Source organism: Nitratireductor aestuarii (assembly GCF_014641695.1).
Taxonomy (GTDB): Bacteria; Pseudomonadota; Alphaproteobacteria; order Rhizobiales; family Rhizobiaceae; genus Chelativorans; species Chelativorans aestuarii.
Genome location: NZ_BMIF01000012.1, coordinates 84,296 through 106,074, shown reverse-complemented (window position 1 = coordinate 106,074; position 21,779 = coordinate 84,296). Strand labels below are relative to the sequence as shown.

At 60.6% G+C, this 21,779-nt stretch carries 19 protein-coding genes; 3 read left to right on the top strand and 16 right to left on the bottom strand.

Annotated elements, in window-relative coordinates:
* Positions 1–24 precede the first annotated feature (24 nt).
* The 9 genes from IEX27_RS17155 to IEX27_RS17115 all read right to left on the bottom strand — a co-directional run bounded on the left by IEX27_RS17155 (position 25) and on the right by IEX27_RS17115 (position 10,273).
* Positions 25–1,089 carry an LLM class flavin-dependent oxidoreductase gene (locus IEX27_RS17155; protein ID WP_188722309.1) on the bottom strand — a complete coding sequence of 355 codons (1,065 nt, stop codon included), beginning with the start codon at positions 1,087–1,089 and terminating at the stop codon, positions 25–27.
* 174 nt (positions 1,090–1,263) lie between these two features.
* Positions 1,264–2,841: a bifunctional 3-(3-hydroxy-phenyl)propionate/3-hydroxycinnamic acid hydroxylase gene (locus tag IEX27_RS17150; RefSeq protein WP_188722308.1), complete on the bottom strand. Its 1,578-nt coding sequence runs from the start codon at positions 2,839–2,841 to the stop codon at positions 1,264–1,266.
* Between the two features lie 51 nt (positions 2,842–2,892).
* Positions 2,893–3,516, bottom strand: coding sequence for a glutathione S-transferase family protein (locus IEX27_RS17145; RefSeq protein ID WP_188722307.1), 624 nt, complete (start codon positions 3,514–3,516; stop codon positions 2,893–2,895).
* Positions 3,517–3,536: 20 nt separating this feature from the next.
* Positions 3,537–5,231 (bottom strand): FAD-dependent monooxygenase, encoded by a 1,695-nt coding sequence (locus IEX27_RS17140; protein ID WP_188722306.1) that lies wholly within the window; start codon positions 5,229–5,231, stop codon positions 3,537–3,539.
* A 185-nt stretch (positions 5,232–5,416) separates the two neighbouring features.
* Positions 5,417–6,268 (bottom strand): fumarylacetoacetate hydrolase family protein, encoded by an 852-nt coding sequence (locus IEX27_RS17135; protein WP_188722305.1) that lies wholly within the window; start codon positions 6,266–6,268, stop codon positions 5,417–5,419.
* Between the two features lie 36 nt (positions 6,269–6,304).
* A complete protein-coding gene (locus IEX27_RS17130; RefSeq protein ID WP_188722304.1) occupies positions 6,305–7,279 on the bottom strand; it encodes a VOC family protein in 975 nt (324 codons plus the stop codon).
* 32 nt (positions 7,280–7,311) lie between these two features.
* Positions 7,312–8,316 (bottom strand): TRAP transporter substrate-binding protein, encoded by a 1,005-nt coding sequence (locus IEX27_RS17125; protein ID WP_188722303.1) that lies wholly within the window; start codon positions 8,314–8,316, stop codon positions 7,312–7,314.
* 101 nt (positions 8,317–8,417) lie between these two features.
* Positions 8,418–9,719, bottom strand: a complete 1,302-nt coding sequence (locus IEX27_RS17120) for a TRAP transporter large permease (protein ID WP_188722302.1) — start codon at positions 9,717–9,719, stop codon at positions 8,418–8,420.
* 20 nt (positions 9,720–9,739) lie between these two features.
* The gene (locus IEX27_RS17115; RefSeq protein WP_188722301.1) at positions 9,740–10,273 is read right to left on the bottom strand and encodes a TRAP transporter small permease; all 534 of its coding nucleotides are present in this window, start codon (positions 10,271–10,273) and stop codon (positions 9,740–9,742) included.
* A gap of 117 nt (positions 10,274–10,390) precedes the next feature.
* Here IEX27_RS17115 and IEX27_RS17110 point away from each other — a divergent pair, with 117 nt between their 5' ends.
* On the top strand, positions 10,391–11,245 hold the full coding sequence (locus IEX27_RS17110) for a helix-turn-helix domain-containing protein (protein ID WP_188722300.1): 855 nt from the start codon (positions 10,391–10,393) through the stop codon (positions 11,243–11,245).
* Between the two features lie 81 nt (positions 11,246–11,326).
* Here IEX27_RS17110 and IEX27_RS17105 read toward each other — a convergent pair whose 3' ends face one another.
* The 7 genes from IEX27_RS17105 to IEX27_RS17075 all read right to left on the bottom strand — a co-directional run bounded on the left by IEX27_RS17105 (position 11,327) and on the right by IEX27_RS17075 (position 18,862).
* A complete protein-coding gene (locus IEX27_RS17105) occupies positions 11,327–12,613 on the bottom strand; it encodes a flavin-dependent oxidoreductase (protein ID WP_188722299.1) in 1,287 nt (428 codons plus the stop codon).
* Positions 12,614–12,784: 171 nt separating this feature from the next.
* Positions 12,785–13,594 carry an IclR family transcriptional regulator gene (locus tag IEX27_RS17100; RefSeq protein WP_188722298.1) on the bottom strand — a complete coding sequence of 270 codons (810 nt, stop codon included), beginning with the start codon at positions 13,592–13,594 and terminating at the stop codon, positions 12,785–12,787.
* A gap of 16 nt (positions 13,595–13,610) precedes the next feature.
* Positions 13,611–14,999 (bottom strand): MmgE/PrpD family protein, encoded by a 1,389-nt coding sequence (locus IEX27_RS17095; RefSeq protein ID WP_188722297.1) that lies wholly within the window; start codon positions 14,997–14,999, stop codon positions 13,611–13,613.
* A 52-nt stretch (positions 15,000–15,051) separates the two neighbouring features.
* The gene (locus IEX27_RS17090) at positions 15,052–16,056 is read right to left on the bottom strand and encodes an ABC transporter substrate-binding protein (protein ID WP_188722296.1); all 1,005 of its coding nucleotides are present in this window, start codon (positions 16,054–16,056) and stop codon (positions 15,052–15,054) included.
* 37 nt (positions 16,057–16,093) lie between these two features.
* On the bottom strand, positions 16,094–17,110 hold the full coding sequence (locus IEX27_RS17085) for an ABC transporter substrate-binding protein (protein ID WP_188722295.1): 1,017 nt from the start codon (positions 17,108–17,110) through the stop codon (positions 16,094–16,096).
* Between the two features lie 37 nt (positions 17,111–17,147).
* A complete protein-coding gene (locus IEX27_RS17080; protein ID WP_188722294.1) occupies positions 17,148–18,038 on the bottom strand; it encodes an ABC transporter permease in 891 nt (296 codons plus the stop codon).
* Positions 18,035–18,862, bottom strand: coding sequence for an ABC transporter ATP-binding protein (locus IEX27_RS17075; protein ID WP_210315556.1), 828 nt, complete (start codon positions 18,860–18,862; stop codon positions 18,035–18,037). Before IEX27_RS17075 ends, IEX27_RS17080 begins: the two co-directional genes overlap by 4 nt.
* Positions 18,863–19,169: 307 nt before the next feature.
* Between IEX27_RS17075 and IEX27_RS17070 the strand changes: the two genes are divergently transcribed.
* Complete coding sequence (locus IEX27_RS17070) at positions 19,170–20,339, top strand: mandelate racemase/muconate lactonizing enzyme family protein (protein WP_188722293.1); 1,170 nt, start codon at positions 19,170–19,172, stop codon at positions 20,337–20,339.
* On the top strand, positions 20,336–21,754 hold the full coding sequence (locus tag IEX27_RS17065) for an MmgE/PrpD family protein (protein WP_188722292.1): 1,419 nt from the start codon (positions 20,336–20,338) through the stop codon (positions 21,752–21,754). The genes IEX27_RS17070 and IEX27_RS17065 overlap by 4 nt, the downstream gene beginning before the upstream one ends.
* Positions 21,755–21,779: the final 25 nt, after the last annotated feature.

Genomic DNA, 21,779 nt, shown 5'->3' with positions numbered 1-21,779 from the left:
GCCAAGCTTTAGCAGGACGCTGTTCTACCCTTCGGCAAGCAGCTTTCTTACCCGAGGAATGACCTCAGTGCCGTAGAGGCGGATTGACTCCATGCGCTGTTCGTGTGGCAACCCGCCGACGGCGTACTTCAGCTGAAAGCGGGAGAGCCCAAGCTCCCGGATTGCCCAGACGATCTTCCGCGCCACGGTCTCAGGTGAGCCGACGAACAGTGCTCCCTGCGGGCCAGCGGCCTGGTCAAACATGGACCTGTTGTACGGGGCCCAGCCGCGCTCCCGGCCGATGCGTGTGAATTGCTCGGCCTGGTGGGGGTAGACCTGCTCGCGGGCCTCCTCATCGGTAGCCGCTATGTGGCCAGGCGAATGCATGCCGATGGGCAGCTCCGGCAACCCGAACTTCTGCAGCGCCCGACGGTAAAGGTCGGCGAACGGAACGAACCCGGCAGGCGAGCCGCCGATCACCGCAAGCACCAGTGGCATCCCGTACTGCGCCGCGCGCACAACCGACTCGGGCGTACCACCGACCGCGACCCACGCGGGCAGACGCCCAGCGGCGGTGGTTGGGTATACCCGGACACCCTCCAGCGGCGGGCGGATCGTGCCTTTCCAGGTTACCGGTTGTTCGGATCGGAGGGCGGCGAAAAGATCGAGCTTCTCCGCGTAAAGCCGGTCGTAGTCGGCAAGGTCGAGCCCGAACAGACCGAATGACTCTATGAACGATCCGCGGCCAAGTTGCACCTCCGCACGACCGTTCGAGACCGCGTCCAGAGTTGCAAAACGTTGGTAGACCCGAATTGGATCGTCCGAGGAAAGCACGGTGACGCCGGTGCCGAGCCGGATGCGCTTCGTCCGGCCAGCAATCGCCGCAAGCACGACATCAGGTGCTGAGATCGAGAAGTCGGGGCGGTGGTGCTCTCCCAAGCCGATATAGTCGACGCCCACCGAGTCAGCCAGCTCGGCCTCCGCAAGCACCTGACGCAACGTCTCGGCATGATTGGCCGGAGCACCGTCTATAGGGGCATCACCAAACGTATCCAGGCCAAGAGTCGGATGCCTCCGAGTTCCAAGTTCAGGATACGTGTCGTCGCTCATACTCGGCATCTGACCTCCCACGGGTTCACCTCTGCACTGGCGGCCGCAAAGCTTGTCGGTCACCATCCCCTCAAATCGGGTGAATCCTGCTGTAATCAAGATTTCTTGTACAGCATACGGAAATATTCGGCAGGAGGACCTTGGGACGCCACAGACCTGTTGAACCAGCGCTTCCTATGTCTGGCTCTCACCGAACAGCAGCCTGTAACGCTGCAGGTCATCGCGAAGTTGCTCCGGCCAGATGGCGGCTGCACAGTATCGATCCGGACGCACCAGAAGCACCTGATCCCTGTGCGTCCTGAACGGACGGAAAATCGGGTCCGCTCGGTTCGCAACGCTTTTCTCATCCAGATGTACGTGTCGCAAAGGCAGGCCCAGATACTCCTCTGGGCCGAGTGCAGCCACCGCCTCCCTGCCCGCGTCATCCTGGCTGATCAGGCTGAACCCCCGGCCAAGGAGAGTATCCAGCAGAACAGGTCCGCTTCCCGCCAACTCCACTCTGGGCTGAGGAACCATTTCCCCGACCAGCGACGCTTCGAAATCCTGGCTGTCGAGATCGAGAAAGAGGCCGGTCTGATAGCGCGGTCGGGGCTTGAAACGCATCTGGATCAGGTAGTCGCGCACCCGTGGGAAGGGGGCAAGCGCGCCGAGAAGTGTGTCGCGGAAGCGGATCTCCTCAGGACCGGCAGGCATCACGAATTTCCCCATCGCGACCGCGATCTGGATCATGTCCCAGGCGGGCAGCCGCCGTTCGGCTTCGTAGCTGTCCAGGATGGTGTCGCTGACGCATTCACCCCTGACGCACGCAGCGACTTTCCACGTCACGTTGTGGGCGTCGCGCAGCCCGGCGTTCATGCCCTGGCCGGCGAAGGGGGGCGTCAGGTGCGCAGCATCGCCGAGCAGCACCACCCGGCCTGAACGCAGCCGGTCCGCCATCCTGGCATGGAACGTGTAGACGGTCTTCCGGATGACGTCGGCCTCGTTGAACGGCCGGTGCGGCGCCAGTAATTTCGCGAGGAACGACGACTGAAGAACCTCGTCGCGCGTCTCGCCCGGCAGCAGCATGAACTCATAGCGCCGCCCGCCGCGCGGCGCCGGTACGCTGACCGCTGGCCGATGCCCGCTGCAGAAGAATTTGGAGTGGCGGCTGTCATCGGGATCGTTCCGCATATCGAGGACGATCCAGTCCTGGTCATAGGTGCTGCCACTCATGGCGATGCCCAGCCGCTCGCGTGTCGGGCTTCTTCCGCCGTCGCAGGCAAGAACCCACTCGCAGGCGATGGTATGGATTTCCCCCTCCGCATCCCTCACCCGCACAGTTGCGCCGCTGGAACGGGACGTCGTTTCGACCACCTCCGAGGCGTAATGGAGCGTGCCGGGCGCAGCACTCACAAGGGCCTCAGCCAATGCCTCCTCAAGCTCGGGCTGGAAGATGAAATGACGCTTGGGAAACCCATAGGTTTGACTGCCAGAACCCGTCTGGGCAAAGCAGAGACCGGCGTCGTCGAAATAACGCGACCCGTCTCCCACGATGGCTTCCTTCACATAGGTCTTGTCCAGGCCAAAAACCTGAAGCGTGCGCGCGCCTTCATCGTCCAGAACGATCGCGCGCGGCAGCCCCATCGGCCCTGGCTGCCGTTCCAGGACGATTGCCTCCACGCCGTAGCGGGCAAGGAGGTTTGCGGTTGTAAGTCCGGCTGGCCCTGCCCCAATGACCACCACGGAAACCTTTTCGGGATACTTTCGCGTCATCGCTCTCTAGAACCGGTTAGGTCAATCAGTTGCCGCTTGCGACCGTCGCCTTCAGGCAAGCCCCTCGACCTGAAGAACATGTTGCGTCGACGGAAGCGCGCGAAGACGGGCAAAGTAGTCTGCGCAGTTCTGAGGCACCTCCAGCTTGACGCGCTCACATGCCCAGAAAAGCACGAAGAACAAGGCCGCGTCGGCAATGGTCAGGCGATCCCCATAGGCAAATGGTCCCTCGCCGATGCTGGCCGAGATCCTCTCGAAGCCTTTCTGCACGATGTCTCTGCCCGTCTGCTGCACGACGGGGTGATCTTCCTCCCGCGGTGTGAATTTGGCGGGACGGAAGATCCGGCTGAAACCCTGCATGTGAATGGTGCTGACCGAAAACTCGAGCATCTCAATGACACGCGTTTGCCCCTTGATGGTCTCGGGCAACAGGTGATGGTCTGGATGGGTCCTGGACAACCAATAGGCAATCGCCGGGAACTCCGTGATCACCGTACCGTCTTCGCGCTCAAGCACTGGCACCTTGGCCTTCGGGTTTTTGCTGACGAACGCAGGCGAGAGCTGCTCGCCATCCTTGATGCTCACTCTGGAAGCCCGGTATGGCACCCCCATTTCCTGCAGGAGGAAATGTATGCCCACCGAACAGGCAGCTGGCGAATAGTAAAGAGTGTACATTCTGATGTTCCCTCCCGCTCTTACAGTCCCATTTTGCCAACGTCCCCGATCGAGTGCACCATTGCGGCGGCGACCTCCGCCGCATCGCCCGCCGATGCGGAACGCCAGGAGACATGGCCATCCGGTCTGACGAGGACAGCGCCTTCCGGACCTATGCCGTAGAGCTCGGTCCACTTCTGATCCTCCGCAACAAGATCGTCATGTCCCGAAGCGATGACGTTTCCATTCAGGCCGAGCCGCTCGCAGGCAGCCAGGAATGTCGCGATCCACGGAGAAGAGGCGTCGGCGCACATCAGAGTGAAGCTGTCATAGGAAAACAGATCGATCGACGACCGGCGCTGGCCGTTCTGCCTGAACCACACGTGGGGGGCACGGTGTCCGGGCCGCCCGGTTGGCGTATAGGCATCAACCTCGAGGGGAACCTCCGGACTCCCGTCCGGCGCCACGACAGCGGAGCTGTAGGCGTAACCGAAAGTCTGCCCGGGATAGTCGAAATGGGCGCGCTGAGCGGGAATGGCCGCGGCGAGCCGCCGGCGCACCTCGGCCCCCTCGTGCTTGTCGATCACGGAACTTACCTCCGGATCGAGCGCGAGGATGCCCGACAGGCCGGAGTCCGCCATCTTCCTTGCGTTGCGGGCGCTTTGCTCAACGTTGAACGTGGCAACCGGCAAGCGTTCGCCATCATAGCTCTCCAGAAGAGACTCCGGAGCAATTCCGCGCAGGACCAGCGACAGCTTCCAGACCAGATTGTGGACGTCGGCAATCCCGGTGTTCATCCCCTGACCGCCTGTCGGCGGCAAGGGGTGAGCTGCATCTCCCGCGATGAAGATCCTGCCGGCCTTCAGCCTGCTGGCTACTCTCGCCTGCATGCGCCACGGCATGATGCTTTTGATTTCAACGGGGATGTCGGGCGCGCCGATTACAGCGTGAATGATCTCGCGGCAGCGGTCGGCGGTGTAGTGTGCCCGATCCTCACCTTCCGGGTACGGGAAGTTGTATGTCCAGCGCTCCCGCCCATCGAGCGAGATCAGGACGCCCGTCGTGACGGAATTGTAGATCCACCACAAAAGGTAAGGGCGATCTTCCACGTAACGCCAAAGATCGGCGTGGAAATAGACGCCAATCTGCTGCCCCATCGATCCGCCGGTCATCTCGATGCCTGCCGCCTCACGCGTGAAGCTGCGGGGACCATCCGCGCCAATCAGATACTTCGCGGTGGTGACGCCTTTCGTATCGCCCTGCTGCCAGGAGATCTCGACGCTATCCGGGTTCTGCGCGATTGCGGTGACCTCGGTCTCAAAGTTGAGCTCTACTGAGCTGTAGCGCTCCGCCCCTGACCGAAGGATCGGCTCCAGCCGGTCCTGGGGACAGGACCGCTTCAATACAGGGCTGATTGCGGTTTCGCGCTCGTCGGGACCCTGGTCTCCACGTGTCCGAATATGCCCGATTTCCTCGCCGGCCAGGCTCACCACAAAGCCAATGCCTGCATGGCGTTCCACCGGCAGAGAGGCCGCATTCACCGCCGCCTCAAGGCCGAGTGTGCGCAGGATTTCCATCACGCGGGCATTCACGACATGTCCTCTGGGATGGAAGGACGTAGTGCGTTGACGTTCAAACAGCGTGCATGAAATACCGAGTGCCCCAAGAAGATTTGCCGCGGTGAGCCCAACGGGACCCGCCCCGACAATGGCAACATCAACTTGAGATTTAGGCATGACTCTTCTCCTGTTCCCCGCCATGGCGAGGTCAGCGAAATTCAGATGAATGCTCGGGCATGTCCGCTCAGAACATTGCAGTTCCTGGCGGAAAACCGGTTTCCACTTTTCCTGGAACCGCTCTAACTCTTTGTTTTCTCGCGGTTCCGGACGGAAAACCGGTTCCCACTTTTCCTCGAACCGCTCTAGGCCTCAGCTCGAACCGGATTGCGCAACGTCCCGAGGCCGGTGATTTCCACTTCAACGGTGTCGCCGTCTTTCATGAAAAGCTTCGGCTCGCGGAACAGCCCCACGCCGCTCGGCGTGCCGGTCGCAATGACATCGCCCGGCAGCAGTTCGGTGACGATGGAAAGATACGCGATGATCTCCGGGATCTTGAACGCCAGGTCGCCCGTCGAGGTGCTCTGGACTTCCTCGCCATTGAGCCGCGTGATGAGTGTCAGGGCATCGGGGTCGCCGACTTCGTCGGCAGTCACCAGATAAGGTCCCATCGAACCCGACCGGTCAAAATTCTTGCCTGCCCAGAACTGCGTCGTATGACGCTGGTAGTCGCGGATCGAGCCGTCGTTGAAGCAGCAGTAGCCCGCGACGTGCTTGAAGGCGTCCTGTTCCGAGATCGACCGTCCAGCCTTGCCGATGACGACCGCCAGTTCGCCTTCATAGTCGAACCAGCTGGATACCTTCGGGCAGATCAGCGCTTCATTCTGCCCGACGATCGATGAGGGATAGCGCGTGAAGATCGAAGGATAGGACGGCTTTTCCTTGCCCGTCTCAATGATGTGACCCATGTAGTTGAGGCCGATGCAGATGATCTTGTCCGGATCCGTGATCGGCGAAAGATACCGAACCGTTGCTGGATCCAGCGGAGAAGCGCTGCTTGCGGCCTCTGTCAGTTCCGCCAGGGCATCGGCTGCAAGCACGGCCCGAAGGGTCGAATATTTGCCGCGGAGCGCTGCTCCCGCGTCGGCGATGCCGGCATCGTTGACGATGCCATATGACGGCGAACCATCGGCGAGCAGATAGGATGCGAGCTTCATTGCTTATGCCTTGCAAATTCTGAGTTGATGGTCGCGTCACTCATGATTGATGACGCTGTCCAGCCATGCACAATTGGGGTTGGGAGCACGCCGTCCGCGGCGCCCGGTATCGAGCGCCATTTCTCTCAAGCGGCGTCGGGTGGGGTCATCCTCGGCCAGGTACAGACGATCGTGCCCCCAGAGACTGGGCCCATCGCTTGTTTCATGCGGGACCCAGGTATCGGGATCGATGGGGGGTGAACCCCAGCCATACTCCACGAAGAAGCCTGACGGGGTGTTCGAGTAGAAGCTCATGATCGGGTCGTTGGCGTGCCGCCCAAGCGTATAGGCCACTCGACCCTTGTCTTCGAGCGCGAGATCGTAGCCCTGCCCAACGTCGTCCAGAGAGAGCAACTCCACCATGAAATGGTGCAGGCCCCGGCGGCCAGAACCCACGATCGCGAAGCTGTGGTGCCGCTGGTTCACATGGAAGAAGTAGAGTGGATAGGGCTTCAGTCCGTAGTCGGAGACGCGGAACCCGAGCAGGTCCCGGTAAAACCACAGCAGTCGATCGACGTTCTCGGTGTGCAGCACCGCATGTCCCATTCCCATCGGTCCGGTACGAAAACCCGAGATCGGACGGGAGGGCTGGAACGGTTCCTCAGCGACGTGAGGTCCGCTGAAAAGTTCGATGTAGTTGCCGTCAGGGTCGAAGAAGCTGATCAATCTGCTGACATGACGCTCGTCGGCCAATGCAGAGCCTTCGAGCTTCACGGCAATGCCAGCATTCTCCAACCGTGACGCCATCGCATCCAGGGCTTCAAGGGATTCGACTTCCCAGCCGAGGAAATCCAAACCCTCAGGACCTGCACCAGTGACCACCAGCCGTTGCTTCCGGTCGTCCATGCGGAAGGCTCTGACAGAGCCTCCCTTGTCGACCTGCTGCATCCCCAGGATGCCCGTTGCAAATTGACCCCAGTCTTCCGTCCTTGTGGACCGAATTCCGATATAGCCCAATGCACTGATAGACATGTGCAGCGTCCTTATGAAGGTTTTCCCGGAGGTTACTCGGCTCCGCTAACGGCCTGCAGCGCATTGCCGAAGGCGTCGTAGATGGCCTGGCCGTTTTCGCGCGCCGCAATCCACTTCTCCGTTGCCGGCACGAGCGCAGCCTTCCAGGACTCGACCGCGGCCTCGTCAGGGTCGATCACCTGCGGCTTGTGCTTCTCGACGATCCGCTCGCGCGTGGACGCAGCATACCGATCGAATTCCTGGCCGAAGTAGTCGGAGAATGCCTCCCCTGAATACTGGTCGATCGCTTCGCGGGCTTCAGCGGGCAGCGCTTCGTAGCGGGCCTTGTTCATCAGCACGAGCATCGGTGTCGCACCAAGAGCGGCCGTGTTGTAGTGGGTCAGGACCTGGTCCGCGCTGAAAGTTTCCGATGCAACCCATTCGATCAGCGAGCCGCTGATGAGGCCGCGGCTGATGCTCTCGGCCAGGGTCGCTGCGGTGATGCCGCCAATGGGTACCGCACCCAGGGCCTCGAGAACGGCAAGCTGGGTCGGTCCCGGCGCACGCATCTTCAGACCGGACATATCCTTCGGCTCTTTGATTTCCTTCGTGGCGCCAATGAAGGCGGGGATGGAAACGCACACGCAGAGCAGCTTGAACTTCTCGTAGTCGCCCTTGAAATGTCCATCCGCAACCATCTTCCACATAGCAAGGGAGCCCTTGTGAGACTCGGTAACCATGAAAGGCAGCTCAGCGACGGTGCCCTCGTCGAAACGGCCCGGGGTGTATCCCGGGATGACCCAGGCGATATCAGCCACGCCGTCTTCGACAAGCTTCAGCTGCTGTGCTGGGTTGCGGCCCAGGGTGCCGCCGGCAAACATCTGGATTTCCAGAGTTCCCTTCGAAGCGGCGGCTACCTTTTCGGCCCATGGCGTCAGTATGTTCGACGTTACATATGCCTGCGGCGGCTCGAAGCTTGAAAAGCGCAGTGTTTCAGCAAAGGTTGTTCCGCTCCATAGCGAAGCAAGAACAGCACCAAACGCGAGTAACTTTTTCATGACTACCTCCCAATAATCAAACTTTACAATCAAGTGCCCTGCCCGGCTGCTCGAAACTCGTTGCTGTTCGCATTGCGGACATCATTTTTCTTCGTAAGGCTCTAGCGCATCACTGACGGAAGCCAGAGGGTGAGCGACGGGAACAGAACCAGGATCACCAGACGGACCAGGTCGGCGTAGACGAACGGCATCACACCGCGATAGATCGTCCCCAGTTTCACCTCCGGATACATTGAATTGAGCAGCATCACATTGATGCCGATGGGCGGCATCAGCATGCCGATGCCGATGACCATCACGTTGATCACGCCCCACCAGATAGGGTCGTAGCCAAAGTGCAAGATGACAGGCAGCACGAATGGCAGCGTGATCACCAGGGACGCGACTTCATCGAAGAACGCCCCCAGAATGATGTAGACTATGATGAAAGCGAAGATGATCAGCGGCGGCGGCACGTCGAGGCTGCCGATCGCCCCCACCAGAAAAGTTGCGCCTCCGGTGACCGCGATGAAATACGAGAACACGGTGGCGCCAAAGATCATGATGTAGATCATCGCCGTCGATGCACTGGCCTCTGCAAGCGCGCCCAGGAAGTTGCGCACCGTCAGGGCGCCGCGAAAGAGGGCGAACAGGAACGCCAGCAACACGCCTACGGCAGCAGCTTCGTTCACCGTGAACACGCCGCTGTAGATGCCGCCGAGCACGGCCACAGCCAGCAGCACCGGCCGCCAGCCGGCAGCGATGCCCTTCAGCCGCTCGCTCAACGCAACTGCTTCGCCGTGAGGCGCGAGATCTGGCTTCAACCAGACTGTGAGGCGGATGGCGACGATGTAAGAGATGACTGTCAGAATGGCGGGGACGATGGACGCCGTGAAGAGTGTGAGCACCGACTCTTCCGTCAGGACACAATAGAGGATCATGATGCTCGACGGCGGGACGATGATGCCCAGTGTGCCGCCCGCCGCCACGGAGCCCGCCGCAATGGCCGGAGAGTAGCCGCGCCGCATCATTTCCGGCAGGGCCACCCGTCCGAAGGTTGCCGTCGTCGCCACACCTGATCCGCAGACCGCGCCAAAACCACCGCTGGCGATGACTGTCGTCGTGGCAAGCCCGCCTCGGCTGCGGCCGACCAGCTTCGATGCCATGTCGTAGATGTCGGTGGCGAGCCCGCCGACAGAGGCAAGGCTGCCCATCAGCATGAACAGCGGGACGACGGCGAGATCCAGGTTGGCCATCGTGGACGCCGGTTCGCTGGCCATGAGCGACAGGGCCGGACCCCATCCGGCAATCTGGGCAAAGCCCACCATTCCGCACAAGGCCATTGCCACGCCGATCGGGACGTGGAGCGCGATAAGCCCCAGCATGACGACTGTTCCGACAAGCGCAAGTGTCAGCAGATCCATGGTATTTCCATTCCGGAGGATTAGATCAGCGAGGGGTCGTCGTTGACCGGCTGCTCGTCGACGGTCTGAGGCCAGAGAAGGGCCTGAAGGTCAGTGAGGGTGACGATCAGCTGTGCGAGGGCGCCGAAGATCAGCATGACGCTCGCAAATGTCCACCACGGCCAAACCGGCAGCGCGAGAACCCATGTCCGTTCGCCTGAGACGCGCATGCTTTGCGCGTAAAGCACCATCTGCCAGGCGACGATCACGACGAAGACAAGCGTCAGGATACTCGCCAGAGTGTCGAGGAACCGGGTGCCTCGAGCGGGCAGCATGCCTCCAAGGATCTCGACCTTGAGATTTTGCCTCAGGGACAGGTTCGCTGGAATACACGCGGCGATCACTGCCGCCATGACGATGGCGCTGACGTCGGTGACGCCTGCGATCGGGCTGTTGAAGAGCCATCGGAGGAAGACGTCGGCTCCGGTCATCACCGCAAGCACGAACAATCCGCAAAATCCGATAAGCGCAAACAATCGGGCGGCGGACACGGTCCACCGGCGAATCTTTTGCATGAAACTCCTCCCTCGTGGAGTTGCAGTCCTCCACCCACGGCAAACTTTACAGGGGTCTGGACGCCGTGCAATATCCGCCCGGGAAAGTGACCGCATTGCGGACAACGGAGGAGCTCGATGGCCAGGGACAATCAGATCAATTCCCTGAAGAAAGGTCTTCTGGTCCTTCAGGTTGTCAATCAGAAGGTCGGGATCAAGGCCTCCGAGATCGCCCAGATTGCGCGCATGCCGCGGCCCACAGTCTACCGTATCCTCGAAACATTGGAGGAGTTGGGCTTTGTCGCCCAGGATCGCTCGAGTGGTCTCTGGAGGGTCAAGCTGCACGCGAAATCCCTGAGCTCCGGATTCCGTCAGGCCGACTGGATCGTTCAGGCTGCGGTTCCGCAAATGGTGAGCCTGGGACGGCGTATTCTGTGGCCACTGGATCTGGTGACCTTCAACAATGACAGTATGGTTATCCGCGAATCCACGCACGACTTCAGCCCCTATTCCGTCAATCACGGCATGGTTGGGCTCCACCTCCCGATCCTCGATACGGCGGGCGGACGCGCTTATCTCAGCTTCACCAGTGACTGCGAGAGAGACCAGATCCTGCAGGCGCTGGAAACAAAGACGGGCATGAACCCCCTGATGACGGCTGACGGGCCGCTCCACGAAGTCATGGCGAAGTGCCGGGAACTTGGCGTGGGCTATCGCTACAATGGATTTCGCGCAGAGACAGCCAGTCTTTCGGCCGTGATACGCCATGGCGACAGGATCATGGCTTGTCTGACCCTCATCTATTTCAAGTCAGCCATGAGCCTCGCCAAGGCGATCGAAATGTACCGGGATGACCTTCTGTCCGCCGTCGAGGAGATCCAGCGCTCACTCCCAAGGTTCGAGTCCGAGTTGCGCGCTGCGGACATGCAAAGCGCAGCGGAAGGCACTCCCCCGCGCCCAACGCCGTTGACCCAGTCACCACTCGTGTCGTGAGCAGAGCACTCTAACGAACCTGTTGCGCCGCAACAGCGGAGCATCACCGCTCCGCTGCAAACTCTCGCACGGGAACGCGCGTCAGGCCGTTTCCCGCTGCTCTAGATCCGAGGTCTCTAGCAGTTCTTCAGTGATGATGCTGGGCCTGTCGTTCAGTTCCTGAACCTGCATGCCGGCGAACTGCTTGTACTGCTCGGCGATCCCTTCAAGCTCCTGGCGCGTCAGCACCTCGGAGATATCATTGAACACACCGGCGCAGCGCTCTTCCACGATCTGCATGACCTGGTCGGGGCCATTGCCACGATTGGCAAGCACGAGACGGTTGGTCGCCGGACGACGTTCAGCCTCGTAGGCCAGAAGCGCATCGCGCGTAACACCATGCTTCAGGAACTCGCGCACGAGCACGCGGGCGTCCAGGATAGCCTGGGAAGCACCGTTCGAGCCGATCGGATACATGGGATGGGCCGCGTCGCCCAGCAGGGTCATCAGCCCATCGGTCCAGCGCTCCAGAGGATCGCGGTCCACCATCGGATATTCGTAGCATTGCTGGCGCTGCAGCATGAGGTCCGGAATATCGAGCCAGTCAAAGTTCCACTGCTCGAATTTCGGGAAGAAGTCAGCGAAGTCTGCTTCCTGATTGTAAGCCGTTCCGCGCCGGCGGTCTTCCACGCCGACATTGAGCTCGGCAATCCAGTTGATGAGGACGAGCCCATCCGCATTGGCAGGCGCGATCGGATAGGTCACGAACTTCTGCGAGGCATGGCCAGCATAGGCGATCGTATCGCCGCCGAGGAAAGGCCGGGCAAGGGAAGTGCCGCGCCAGAGCACGGCGCCGTTCCACACCGGGTCTCCCTCATGGGGAGCCAGACGCTTGCGTAGGACGGAATGGATGCCGTCTGCTGCGACCAGCACCTGACCCGACACGGTCTCTGTGCCTTCAGGCGAAACAAGCTCGACCGTCACCTCGGAATCGGACATTGAGAGGACCCTGGTCACCGAGCTATTGAGCTGAACCTTGTAGCCGAGCTCGATGAGTCGACGGTAAAGCAGCATCTGCAACTCGCCCCTGTGAAGCGAATATTGCGGCCACTTGTAGCCGGCGTAGACGCCGCGTGGCTCATCCCAGATCTTCTTGCCGGTCTTGGAAAAATACACCAGTTCCTTGGTGCGGACGCCGATCTCATCCAGGCGGTTCTCCAGGCCGAGCTCGAACAACTCGCGGACAGCGTGCGGCTGCAGGTTAATGCCGACGCCCAGAGGCTGCAGTTCAGGGGCTTTTTCAAAGATCAGGAAAGGAATGTTTGCCTGATGGCATGAAAGGGCTAATGCCAAACCGGCAATTCCGGCGCCTGAAATGATAACGGTCAAAAGATCGCCCCCCTGTGCAGTCTTGAGGTCAAAATGGTTCTGAACCGGCCGCCAGCGGGCGCGGTGTCCAACGAGGATATCCCTATACTGACTGCATTGGATAAGTACAGAAAGAATGAGTCCTGGGATGGCATGGCGTGGTGCGCTTCTGCCTCTGGCTTAGCAGCCTCATCAGGTGCCGGTGGACATGCTGATGCGCGCGCTGACACTCTCCGCCGCCTTTTTGACAGCTGGAATGAGGCGGTCTCGCAGTTCGTTGGTAAACCTGAACTGCGGAACGGAAATGCCGAGAGCGGCAATGATTTCGCCGCGCACACCGAGGATCGGCGCCACAACGCCCGCGCCGCTGTTGTCAGCCTGTTCCTGCTTGCTCCAGGCATAACCGCTGGCGCGAATCTCGATGAGAGAGGCTTTCAGCACCTCAGGATCGATGATCGTGTCCGTCGCAATTTTCACCAGCGGCACCCGCTCGAGATAGCTCTGCAGTTCTTTGGCGCTGAAGCCGGCAAGAAGCACGCGGCTGGCCGCGCCTGAATAGAGCGACTTCGGCTGTCCGAGAGTCAGGACACGGCGAACAGTCTGGTTGCCCACCACCTGTTCGAGGTCGATCCGGTGATCCCCTGACCGGACACTCAGCACCGATGTTTCATTGAACTCCCGCGTCAGGTCCCGCATGGCCGGCAAGGCGAATTCCACCAGGCTCGAACGTCCCCGCGCTGCGTCGGCAAAGGTGAGAAGCCGATAGCCCAGGCTGTATTTGCCATTGTCTTCGCTCCTCGCGACCATGCCATGGTAGCGCAGGTTGACGAGCAGCCGCATGGTCGTGCTGACGTTGATGCCGGTCAGCGCGGAGATTTCTCCCAGCGAGAGAACCGGTCCGTGTCGCACAAAGGTGTCGAGGACCAGCATCGCCTTGTCCAGGACGGCGATGCGGTAAGGACGTTCCTGATCGCTTACGTCAGGTTCGACGACTTCGCTCAATCAAACACCTCCATCTCTAAGCCAGAAGCGCTGTCATTTTGCGCGCATCGTTGAGCGTGTGAAGCTGGTTCAGACATTCCCACAGTTGCGTCCGCGTCTTGTCTGAAAATGGCCTCGCCGCATAGCTGAGGCAATCATCAAACTTCGCCTTGTGCTCTGCAGGGCCAAGCGGCTTCTCCGGGTGACCCAGGGCCTTTTCGACGGAGTGAGAAAACTCGTCCTTCCCTGCCCTCACCGTGACGCTTCCCTTGGTGGTCGCCCGCAGCGGAATGTTCGGGTCCAACCGGTGGCGAACCTTGGCAGCGACCGAGAGAATTTTTGGATCTTGCAAAGCGTCAGGCTCAAAGGAAGCGATCGCCACCTCTCCCTTCACCAGGGCTGTAGCAAGCGTGAAGGGGATGCTGAACTTGGCGCCGATCGCATTCTCAGGTGCGCGTTTGATTTCTTCCGGCACGCAGAGCATTTCGTTCTTCTGGTTGATGACGACCTCGATCTCGTCAACCTTGGAAGCATCGAACCCGGGCATTCGGGAAATCGCGATGCCCGCTTCGATATAGGCATGGGTGCCACGACAGGCAGGCCACGGCTTGAAACTTACTTCCGCACCAAGAAATTTTTCCCCTAGATCTTCCAGGATCCTCGCGGGCTGATATTGATTGCGGGCGACCCCGTTGAGGAAGCCTGCCTTGCCTCCCAGCGGTTCGTCGTAACCCCGAACGTTGCGGGCGGCGAGCATCGCACCCAGCACGCCCGCCTTGGCAGCGAAGGCGTCCCGGACCGAACGCACGTCGGACAAAGGCGAGTATTTCAGCTCCCCGAAGGAGGCCATCTGGCTCATGGAGAGCGACCAGGCGGCGATCATCTGATTGGCATCGAGCTTTAGCAACTTGCCTGCAGCCGTGGCTGCTCCAAAGACGCCGAGCCACGGTGTGACGTGCCAGCCAAAAGTGTCGGGGCTGACGTCAAAGCTGGCTGCAATTCTGCACACCAGGTCGCCCGCCAATCCGATTGCCGTCAAAAGCTCCGTGCCGGAGATGGCATCTGCGCGGTAGTCAACGATCGCAAGGGCTGCTGCAATCGCTGCTGCATGCGGATGCGCGATTGCCGAGTCATGGGTGTCTTCATAGTCGATGCCATGGGCAAGAGCGCCGTTCACCCACGCTGCCATGGGCGCAGAACACCGTTCTCCGAAACCTATAATGGCGGATGCGCCATGGCTGGTTTCCATCGCGACTTCGAGGAAGGGCCTGGCGGCTGGAGTCAGAGTACTTGCTGCAATGGAGACCGCAACCGCGTCGATCAGCGATGCCTGGGCGGTAAGCAGCTCCCTGTTCGGCAGCGAGTCTGTTTGAACCACATGCTCGGCCAGCCTGCGCGAAAGTTCACCCAAATCCACATGCACCATGTCATCTTCCGCAGCAAAAAGAAGGTCCCGCGGGAACGGGACCTTGATCGGGTTAGTTGAGGGCGAACATGTCAGCCTGCTCGAAGGACTCGGTAACTTCGCCGCGTTCCTTCATTGCGGACATCTCCACCGCCCAATAAGTGTCGGCCCCTTCCTTGAGGTCGACGATGCTGGGATCGACTGCCGGGATGGAAGCCGCGATGAGCTCCGGCTCGCCGCCGAGATACTTCATGGCGATTTCGACGATGCGCTCGTCTGGCAGCGTCTTGTAGAGCTCACTGGCTTCGCGGTGGACTGCCACCAGACGCTCGGCGACGTCCTGGTTCTTCGCCAGCCACTCCCGCGAGACGATAAGACCGACGTTGGGTGACTTGCCGGCGGTGCCCATATCCTTCGGCGCCAGCACAAGCTTGCCCGCGCCGGAGGCTTCAGCGATGGAGGGGGTCGGCTGGGAATGCAGGAAGCCATCGATCTGGCCGGTCACCAGTGCGGGTGGCATGTCGCTGCCGCCCACCTTGACCAGCTCAACTCCGAGCTGTTCGACCGTTGTCCCCTGTTCCGAAAGGAAGTGGCGGAAGGTCACCAGGTGAGCGGAGCCAAGCGAACTGACGCCGAGCTTCAGGCCCTTCAGGCTCTCAACACCGTCGTAGGGCAGATCCTTGCGCAGCACCAGATTGGTTGCACCAGGTGATCCGAGCGCCATGATCGTGAGCGGAAGCGGCTGACCACCATCCTTCGCATGCGAGTTGAGCTTGGCGACGTCACTGACGACGCCGATGTAGACATCCAGATTCCCCATCATCACCGTCTGTGTGCCGACGGAACCATCGCCAGACCTGACCTCGGTCACGATGGGCTTGATGCCATGCTTTTCGTAGAGCCCTTCCTCGACTGCGATCGGATGCAGGATCAAGGACAGGCTGGAACGCAGCCAACCAATCTTCAATTCGGTTGGCTCACCAGCACTCTGCGCGTAACTGCCCGTGAGCGTTGCGCCAGCGACCGCAGCCGCCAGACCAAGCTTAAGGACTAACCTCCTGTAAGAATTCACTGCCACGATATCCTCCCTTCACTCCGCAAGATGGAGCGATCTCCTAGTTTCCGTTCCCGTAGCTGAAGTCGAACATGTGCTGCTTTTCGTACTCTTCGACGATTTCGCCGCGACCCTTCATCGCCGCGATCTCCGTCTTCCAGTAAATGTCGGCTGCCGTCTCGAAATCATCCATCAGGCGCGGATTGACGTAGGGAATTGCGCTCTTCAGAACTTCCGGTTCAGCACCGATGGATTCCTGCGCGATCGCGACCAGCTCATCCTCGGACATTTCGCTGAATGCTTCGCTGGCCTGGCGGAACGCGCGCAATACCTTCTTGACCGCTTCAGGGTTCTTCTCTGCCCAGTCGCGACGGACCATCACCGCTGACGTCGGCGATTGCCCAACCTCTCCCATTTCGGAAGGAGGAATAGCGACAAACCCCGCATCATTTGCCACCGCGATCGCGGGCGTTGGCTGCGAATGCAGGAAGCCGTCAATCTGACCGGTCAGAAGTGCCGGAACCATGTCGCTTCCGGCAACGCGGACGATGTTCAAACCAAGGCCCTCGGTGGTCTGGTCGTGCTCGCCAAGGAAGTGCCGGAACATGATCAGATGGATCGAACCCGGAGAGCTGACGCCAATCGTCTTGCCCTTCAGGCTTTCCAGGCCTTCATAGGCAAGACCCTTCTTCAGCACGAGGTGCGACGCGCCGGGTGTGCCCACACCCACGGCCACCAGCGGCGGGTTCGACTTCTGCTCGACAGCGACTGCATTGAGACGCGCCATCTCGGACATCGGCCCGAAATAGACGTCGAAATCTCCGCGCATCAGCGCCTCGATACCTGACGCGTTATTGCCCGAGCCGACGGCGGTGATCGTCGCATCCAGTCCGTTCTTGGCGTAGAGATCCTTCTGCTCCGCAATCGCCTGAACGATCGTGGAAAGGCTAGCCTTGAGCCATCCCAGGCGAACAGGAGTCTGGTCTCCCGACCCTTGAGCGTGAGCCACCGTGGAAGCTGCAAAGATTGCTGCTGCCGTGATGAGCCCTTTGAATAAACCAGTCTTCGAATTAACCATGCACTTCTCCTCCCGAAATGGCGCAAGACTTATTGTGTCAGCGGACTTCCCATTTTTCCGTAGTGCGTTTTTCGACAAGCCGAACAATCAGATACTCGGTCAGATAGCCGATGATGCTGATCAGGATCATCGCCGTCATGAGGTCGACAGCGCGGAACTGGAACCGTGCTTCCATGAGCATGAAGCCGACACCCTGAGACGAAGCCAGCATTTCGCCTGCCACGATCATCTTCCAGGCGCCGCCAAGGCTGATGCGCAGTCCCGTCGTGATGTACGGCACGGTTGCTGGCAGGATGACCCGATAGAAGAGCGACAGGCCCTTTGCGCCAAAGCAGCGCCCCGCATCGACCAGCAGCGGATTGATCTGACGGGCGCCCGCTTCCGCGTTGAAGAACATCGGGAAGAAGGCCGTCATGAAGACCACGAACACAACAGCAGTGTCGCCAAGCCCGAACCAGAGGATCGCCAGCGGAATCCACGCGATGCCCGGGATCGGGTAAATCGACTTGATGATCGGCTCGACGTATTCGCGTAGCGTGCGAATGCGCCCGACGAGAAGGCCAAAGGGGATCGCCAGGATGGCCGCCAGGCCGAAACCAAGCAACAGGCGCCGCAAGCTTTCCAGAAGATGGACGTAAACGTTGGGGCCATAGAGCCAACGCGTATTGTCCAGCGTCAGCATGCCGTAGATCCGCTGGATCACCGAGATTGGCGTCGGCAGGATCAGCTGCAGGTTATAGGCCACGGCCATGACGTGCCAGAGCAGCAACACGACGATGACGCCGGTTGCTCCGCGCCGAATGCGGCGGAACTGCTCCTTGCGCTTCTTGCTGCGCTCATAGTCAGAGAACGCCATTGGAGGATTGGAATAACCGGCGCCGGTCTGGATCGTCCCTGGCGGCAGCGAGCTTTCAGTGTTGATGATCACGCGGCGTCCTCCTGAATGCTGGTATTCTCGCTTGAAAAGCGATGCATTTCCTCCGTTATAAGGCCCTTGAGCTCGGCAAATTCCGCACTGCTGCGATCCCGCGGCCGTGGGGCATTCACCTCAAAGAACCTGCCGATACGACCCGGCGACGGACGCATGAGCAGGATCCGGTCACCGAGGTAGACGGCTTCGTCAATGTCATGGGTGATGTAGATCACCGTGCGCCGATCCTTCATCCAGGTGTCGACGAGGTAATCCTGAAGCGCCATGCGGTTGATTGCATCGATGGCTGCAAAAGGCTCGTCCATCAGCAGAAGATTGGCAGAACGCAAGGCCCAGGCGCGGGCAACCGCAACGCGGGCCCGCATGCCGCCCGAGAGCTGGTAGGGATAAAGGTCCGTCACATGGCCGAGGCCAACGACATCCAGCACTTCCTGTGCACGACGACGCGCTTCGGCCTTCGGGACCTTCTGCATCTGCAGGCCGAACTCGACGTTCTCGATCACGGTGCGCCAGGCAAAGAGCGCAGGCTCCTGGAAGACAACACCCCGGTCAGTGCCAGGCCCCTCGATCGGCTTTCCTTCGAGCAGCACCTGGCCGCGCATCGGCTTCAGGAGACCCATCACGATTTTCAAGAAGGTGCTCTTGCCGCAACCACTCGGCCCGACGATGCAAAGAAACTCTTCGTGCGGAATCGTCAGGTTGAGATTGGATAGCGCGTGGTTCCAGCCACCCTGACCCTCGTAGTAATGATCCACGCCGCGGGCTTCGATGACGGGAATTGTGCGGGCCTCGCCAGTGCTGTTGATCGGTGGTTGTCCCAAACCGTTTCCTCCCTAGAGTCTCCTCTAGCGCTAAGGAAGAAAACCGCCTGGCGACAGCAAGAACAGCAGGCTAAAGCATCAAGGTTTGCAGGACTTGCTTACGTATCCTCACCTTAGAGCGATCTCGGCTCCCGCCCGAAATCGGCCCCGCATCTCCCACGAACTTCTCCTGCCTGGCTTCCTCCCGAAGCACTATTCTGCATGGTGAAATTTTTCATCAAGTAAAAACAGAAATCACCATGTGGACAAATCGGTAAGGGAAATTTAGAACTCTGTCAACGAACATCGGATTGCTTGGGAGGAAGCCTTGAAGATTGATCGCATAGAAGTTCTGGTCACCGACCTTACCGGTCGAATCCAGAGGCTTGGCTCCAGCGGACCATACGATACCGGCGCCAGGGGCAGCTTGCTTGGAAAGCCGATCCTCGTCCGCATCTACGCCGATGGCGTGGTGGGCAATGGGCAGATACGCCCGATTGCGCCGAGCCATTTCCTGCCGGACACCGGCGCCAGCATGCTGGCTGCAATTCGCGATATCTACGCGCCGCGCCTGATCGGCAAGAGCATCTTCGACACGTCTGCCATTTCAGCCATGTTGGCGAATTCCTTGCCGGGTAACGTCCAGGCGACCGCAGCGATCGATCACGCGCTGCACGATGCGATGGGCAAGGCGCTGGGTCAGCCGGTCTATAACCTGCTCGGCGGCCGCTGCTACGACCGCATTCCGCTGGAATGGTCGGTCAGTCTCGGGCTCACGCCCGATGACATGGTTGCAGAATGCCGGCGAGCCGTTGAGGAGTTTGGCGTCACGACCCTGTGCCTCAAAGCCGGACATCCGGGCGGATGGAAGTACGACGTTGCCAACTTCAAGGCGGTCCGCAAAGCGTTTGGCGAGGACGTCACCATCGGCATCGATCCCAACACGGGCTGGACCGTCTCCACCTCGCTCCGCGTCATCAATGCGTTGCGCGACGACCGGCTGGATTATCTGGAGCAGCCCGTCGCGAAAGGCGACCACAAGGGGCTCGCACGTATCCGCGATGCGGCAGGCGGTGTTCCGATCATGGCGGACGAGAGCCTGATGACACTCGATGACGCCATCTCGCTCAGCGACAAGGTCGATGTGTTCTGCATCAAGCTCTACAAGGTGGGCGGCATGCACAAGGCCCGTCAGATCGCCGCCATTGCCGAGGCGGCCCACGTTCTGGTGAACGTTGGCGGCCTGGCTGCCTTCTCGCAGCTCGAAGCCGCTGCTGGCATTCATTTCCATACGAGCCTGCACCCCAAGAAGGTCATGCCGGCAGGCGAATTCCTGTTCGGTCTGGGTGTCGTTGGTCCAGACCCGCTGGTGCCCGAACCCACCTACGCAATCGAAGATGGCCATGTTCGGCCGAGCAGCCTGCCGGGCCTCGGCGTGAACCTTGATGAAAAGGCCATCGCCTATCTGACCCTCGTCCGCGAGGTGATCACGGCATGACCGTCATCTCGCTTGAGGCAAAGGCAGACGTCGTTCCTCCAGCCGGTGATTTGACGAGACTGCTGGCAGAATGGGCCGCCAACCTTTCCTACGACGACATTCCGGAAAGGGTGCGGGCGCATATCAGGCTCTGCCTTCTGGACACGCTTGGGTGCGGCCTCTACGGCTCCCGGCAGGAATCCGGCCAGATTGCCGGGCGGGTGGCGCAACGGATCGGCAGCGGCCCTGCCCTCGTCTGGTCGCACGGCGCGCGAAGCGACATTGCGTCTGCGGCCATGGCGAACGGAACTGCCGTGCACAGTTTCGAGATCGATGACGTCCATCTCAGCGGCCAGATCCACCCCGGCTCGGTGACTGTGCCGGCCGTCATGGCTCTTGCCGATCAGCTGGCCACCGAAGGATTAGCCTCGAGTGGCGAACAGATGATCGTGGCGCTGGTCGCAGGCTACGAGGTCGGCATCCGCATCGGCGTCGCAGCTGGTCGCGGCCACGGCCTCTCGGGCTTTCACCCCACCGGCACGATTGGGGCGATCGCCGCGGCTATCAGTGCGGCCCGCTTTCTCGGACTGGACGCGAACACCATGCGTAACGCCATCGCACTCGGCTCCACGCAAGCCGGCGGACTTTATTCGACGCGTACCGGCGGCATGACCAAGCGCTTCCACGCGGGCCGCGCAGCGTCTTCCGGCGTGCTTTCTGCGCTCATGGCCCATGAAGGTTTCACCGGCGCACACGACGTGCTTGAGGCGAGCTTCGGCGGCTTCCTGTCATCCTTCGGCTGTGACGGCTCCATCCAGAACGCCATCGCAGGCCTCGGGGAAGAATGGCTTTGCGCGGACGTGGGCTTCAAGGTTTTCTCCACCTGCGCCAGCGCCCAGACCATTGTCGAAGGCGTCCAGCAGCTGCGCGCCAAGGGTTTGACGGCGGAATGCCTGCAACGCCTTGATGTCTACAGCTCAAGCATCTCGGTCAGCAATGTCGGCTGGCGCTATGTTCCGGCTGACCTCGTCGCCGCTCAGATGAATGGCGGCTACGCCGCAGCCGTCACGCTGCTCGAAGGCGATGCTTTCGTCGTCCAGTATGACGACGCCCATCTTGTCGACCCTGCAATCGTTGAACTTGCAGGCAAGGTGCATTTCCATATCGATCCGCTGATCGAGGCGGGCGGGCTTGGACTTCGTCACGCCTCTCGCGTGGTGGCGACCCTGACGGACGGACGAACGCTGGAAACCTACAACGAACAACGCCTCGGGGGACCCGGCCGCGCCATTCCTGCGGACCGGATCGAGCAGAAGTTTCTGAACCTGGCGGCAGCGGCATGCAGCGCCGACAAGGCGGAGCGCATCAGGGATGCGGCACTCGGACTGCAGGAACTGGACAATGTCACAGCACTGTCTAGGCTCATCGCCGAATAGCACGCACAGAATCACGTTTGGGAGG

Coding starts and splice junctions, on each gene's coding strand:
- IEX27_RS17125 (WP_188722303.1), bottom strand. CDS start 8,316: ATGAAAAAGTTACTCGCGTTTGGTGCTGTTCTTGCTTCGCTATGGAGC.
- IEX27_RS17150 (WP_188722308.1), bottom strand. CDS start 2,841: ATGACGCGAAAGTATCCCGAAAAGGTTTCCGTGGTGGTCATTGGGGCA.
- IEX27_RS17130 (WP_188722304.1), bottom strand. CDS start 7,279: ATGTCTATCAGTGCATTGGGCTATATCGGAATTCGGTCCACAAGGACG.
- IEX27_RS17120 (WP_188722302.1), bottom strand. CDS start 9,719: ATGGATCTGCTGACACTTGCGCTTGTCGGAACAGTCGTCATGCTGGGG.
- IEX27_RS17085 (WP_188722295.1), bottom strand. CDS start 17,110: ATGGTTAATTCGAAGACTGGTTTATTCAAAGGGCTCATCACGGCAGCA.
- IEX27_RS17115 (WP_188722301.1), bottom strand. CDS start 10,273: ATGCAAAAGATTCGCCGGTGGACCGTGTCCGCCGCCCGATTGTTTGCG.
- IEX27_RS17145 (WP_188722307.1), bottom strand. CDS start 3,516: ATGTACACTCTTTACTATTCGCCAGCTGCCTGTTCGGTGGGCATACAT.
- IEX27_RS17155 (WP_188722309.1), bottom strand. CDS start 1,089: ATGAGCGACGACACGTATCCTGAACTTGGAACTCGGAGGCATCCGACT.
- IEX27_RS17110 (WP_188722300.1), top strand. CDS start 10,391: ATGGCCAGGGACAATCAGATCAATTCCCTGAAGAAAGGTCTTCTGGTC.
- IEX27_RS17095 (WP_188722297.1), bottom strand. CDS start 14,999: ATGGTGCATGTGGATTTGGGTGAACTTTCGCGCAGGCTGGCCGAGCAT.
- IEX27_RS17135 (WP_188722305.1), bottom strand. CDS start 6,268: ATGAAGCTCGCATCCTATCTGCTCGCCGATGGTTCGCCGTCATATGGC.
- IEX27_RS17065 (WP_188722292.1), top strand. CDS start 20,336: ATGACCGTCATCTCGCTTGAGGCAAAGGCAGACGTCGTTCCTCCAGCC.
- IEX27_RS17140 (WP_188722306.1), bottom strand. CDS start 5,231: ATGCCTAAATCTCAAGTTGATGTTGCCATTGTCGGGGCGGGTCCCGTT.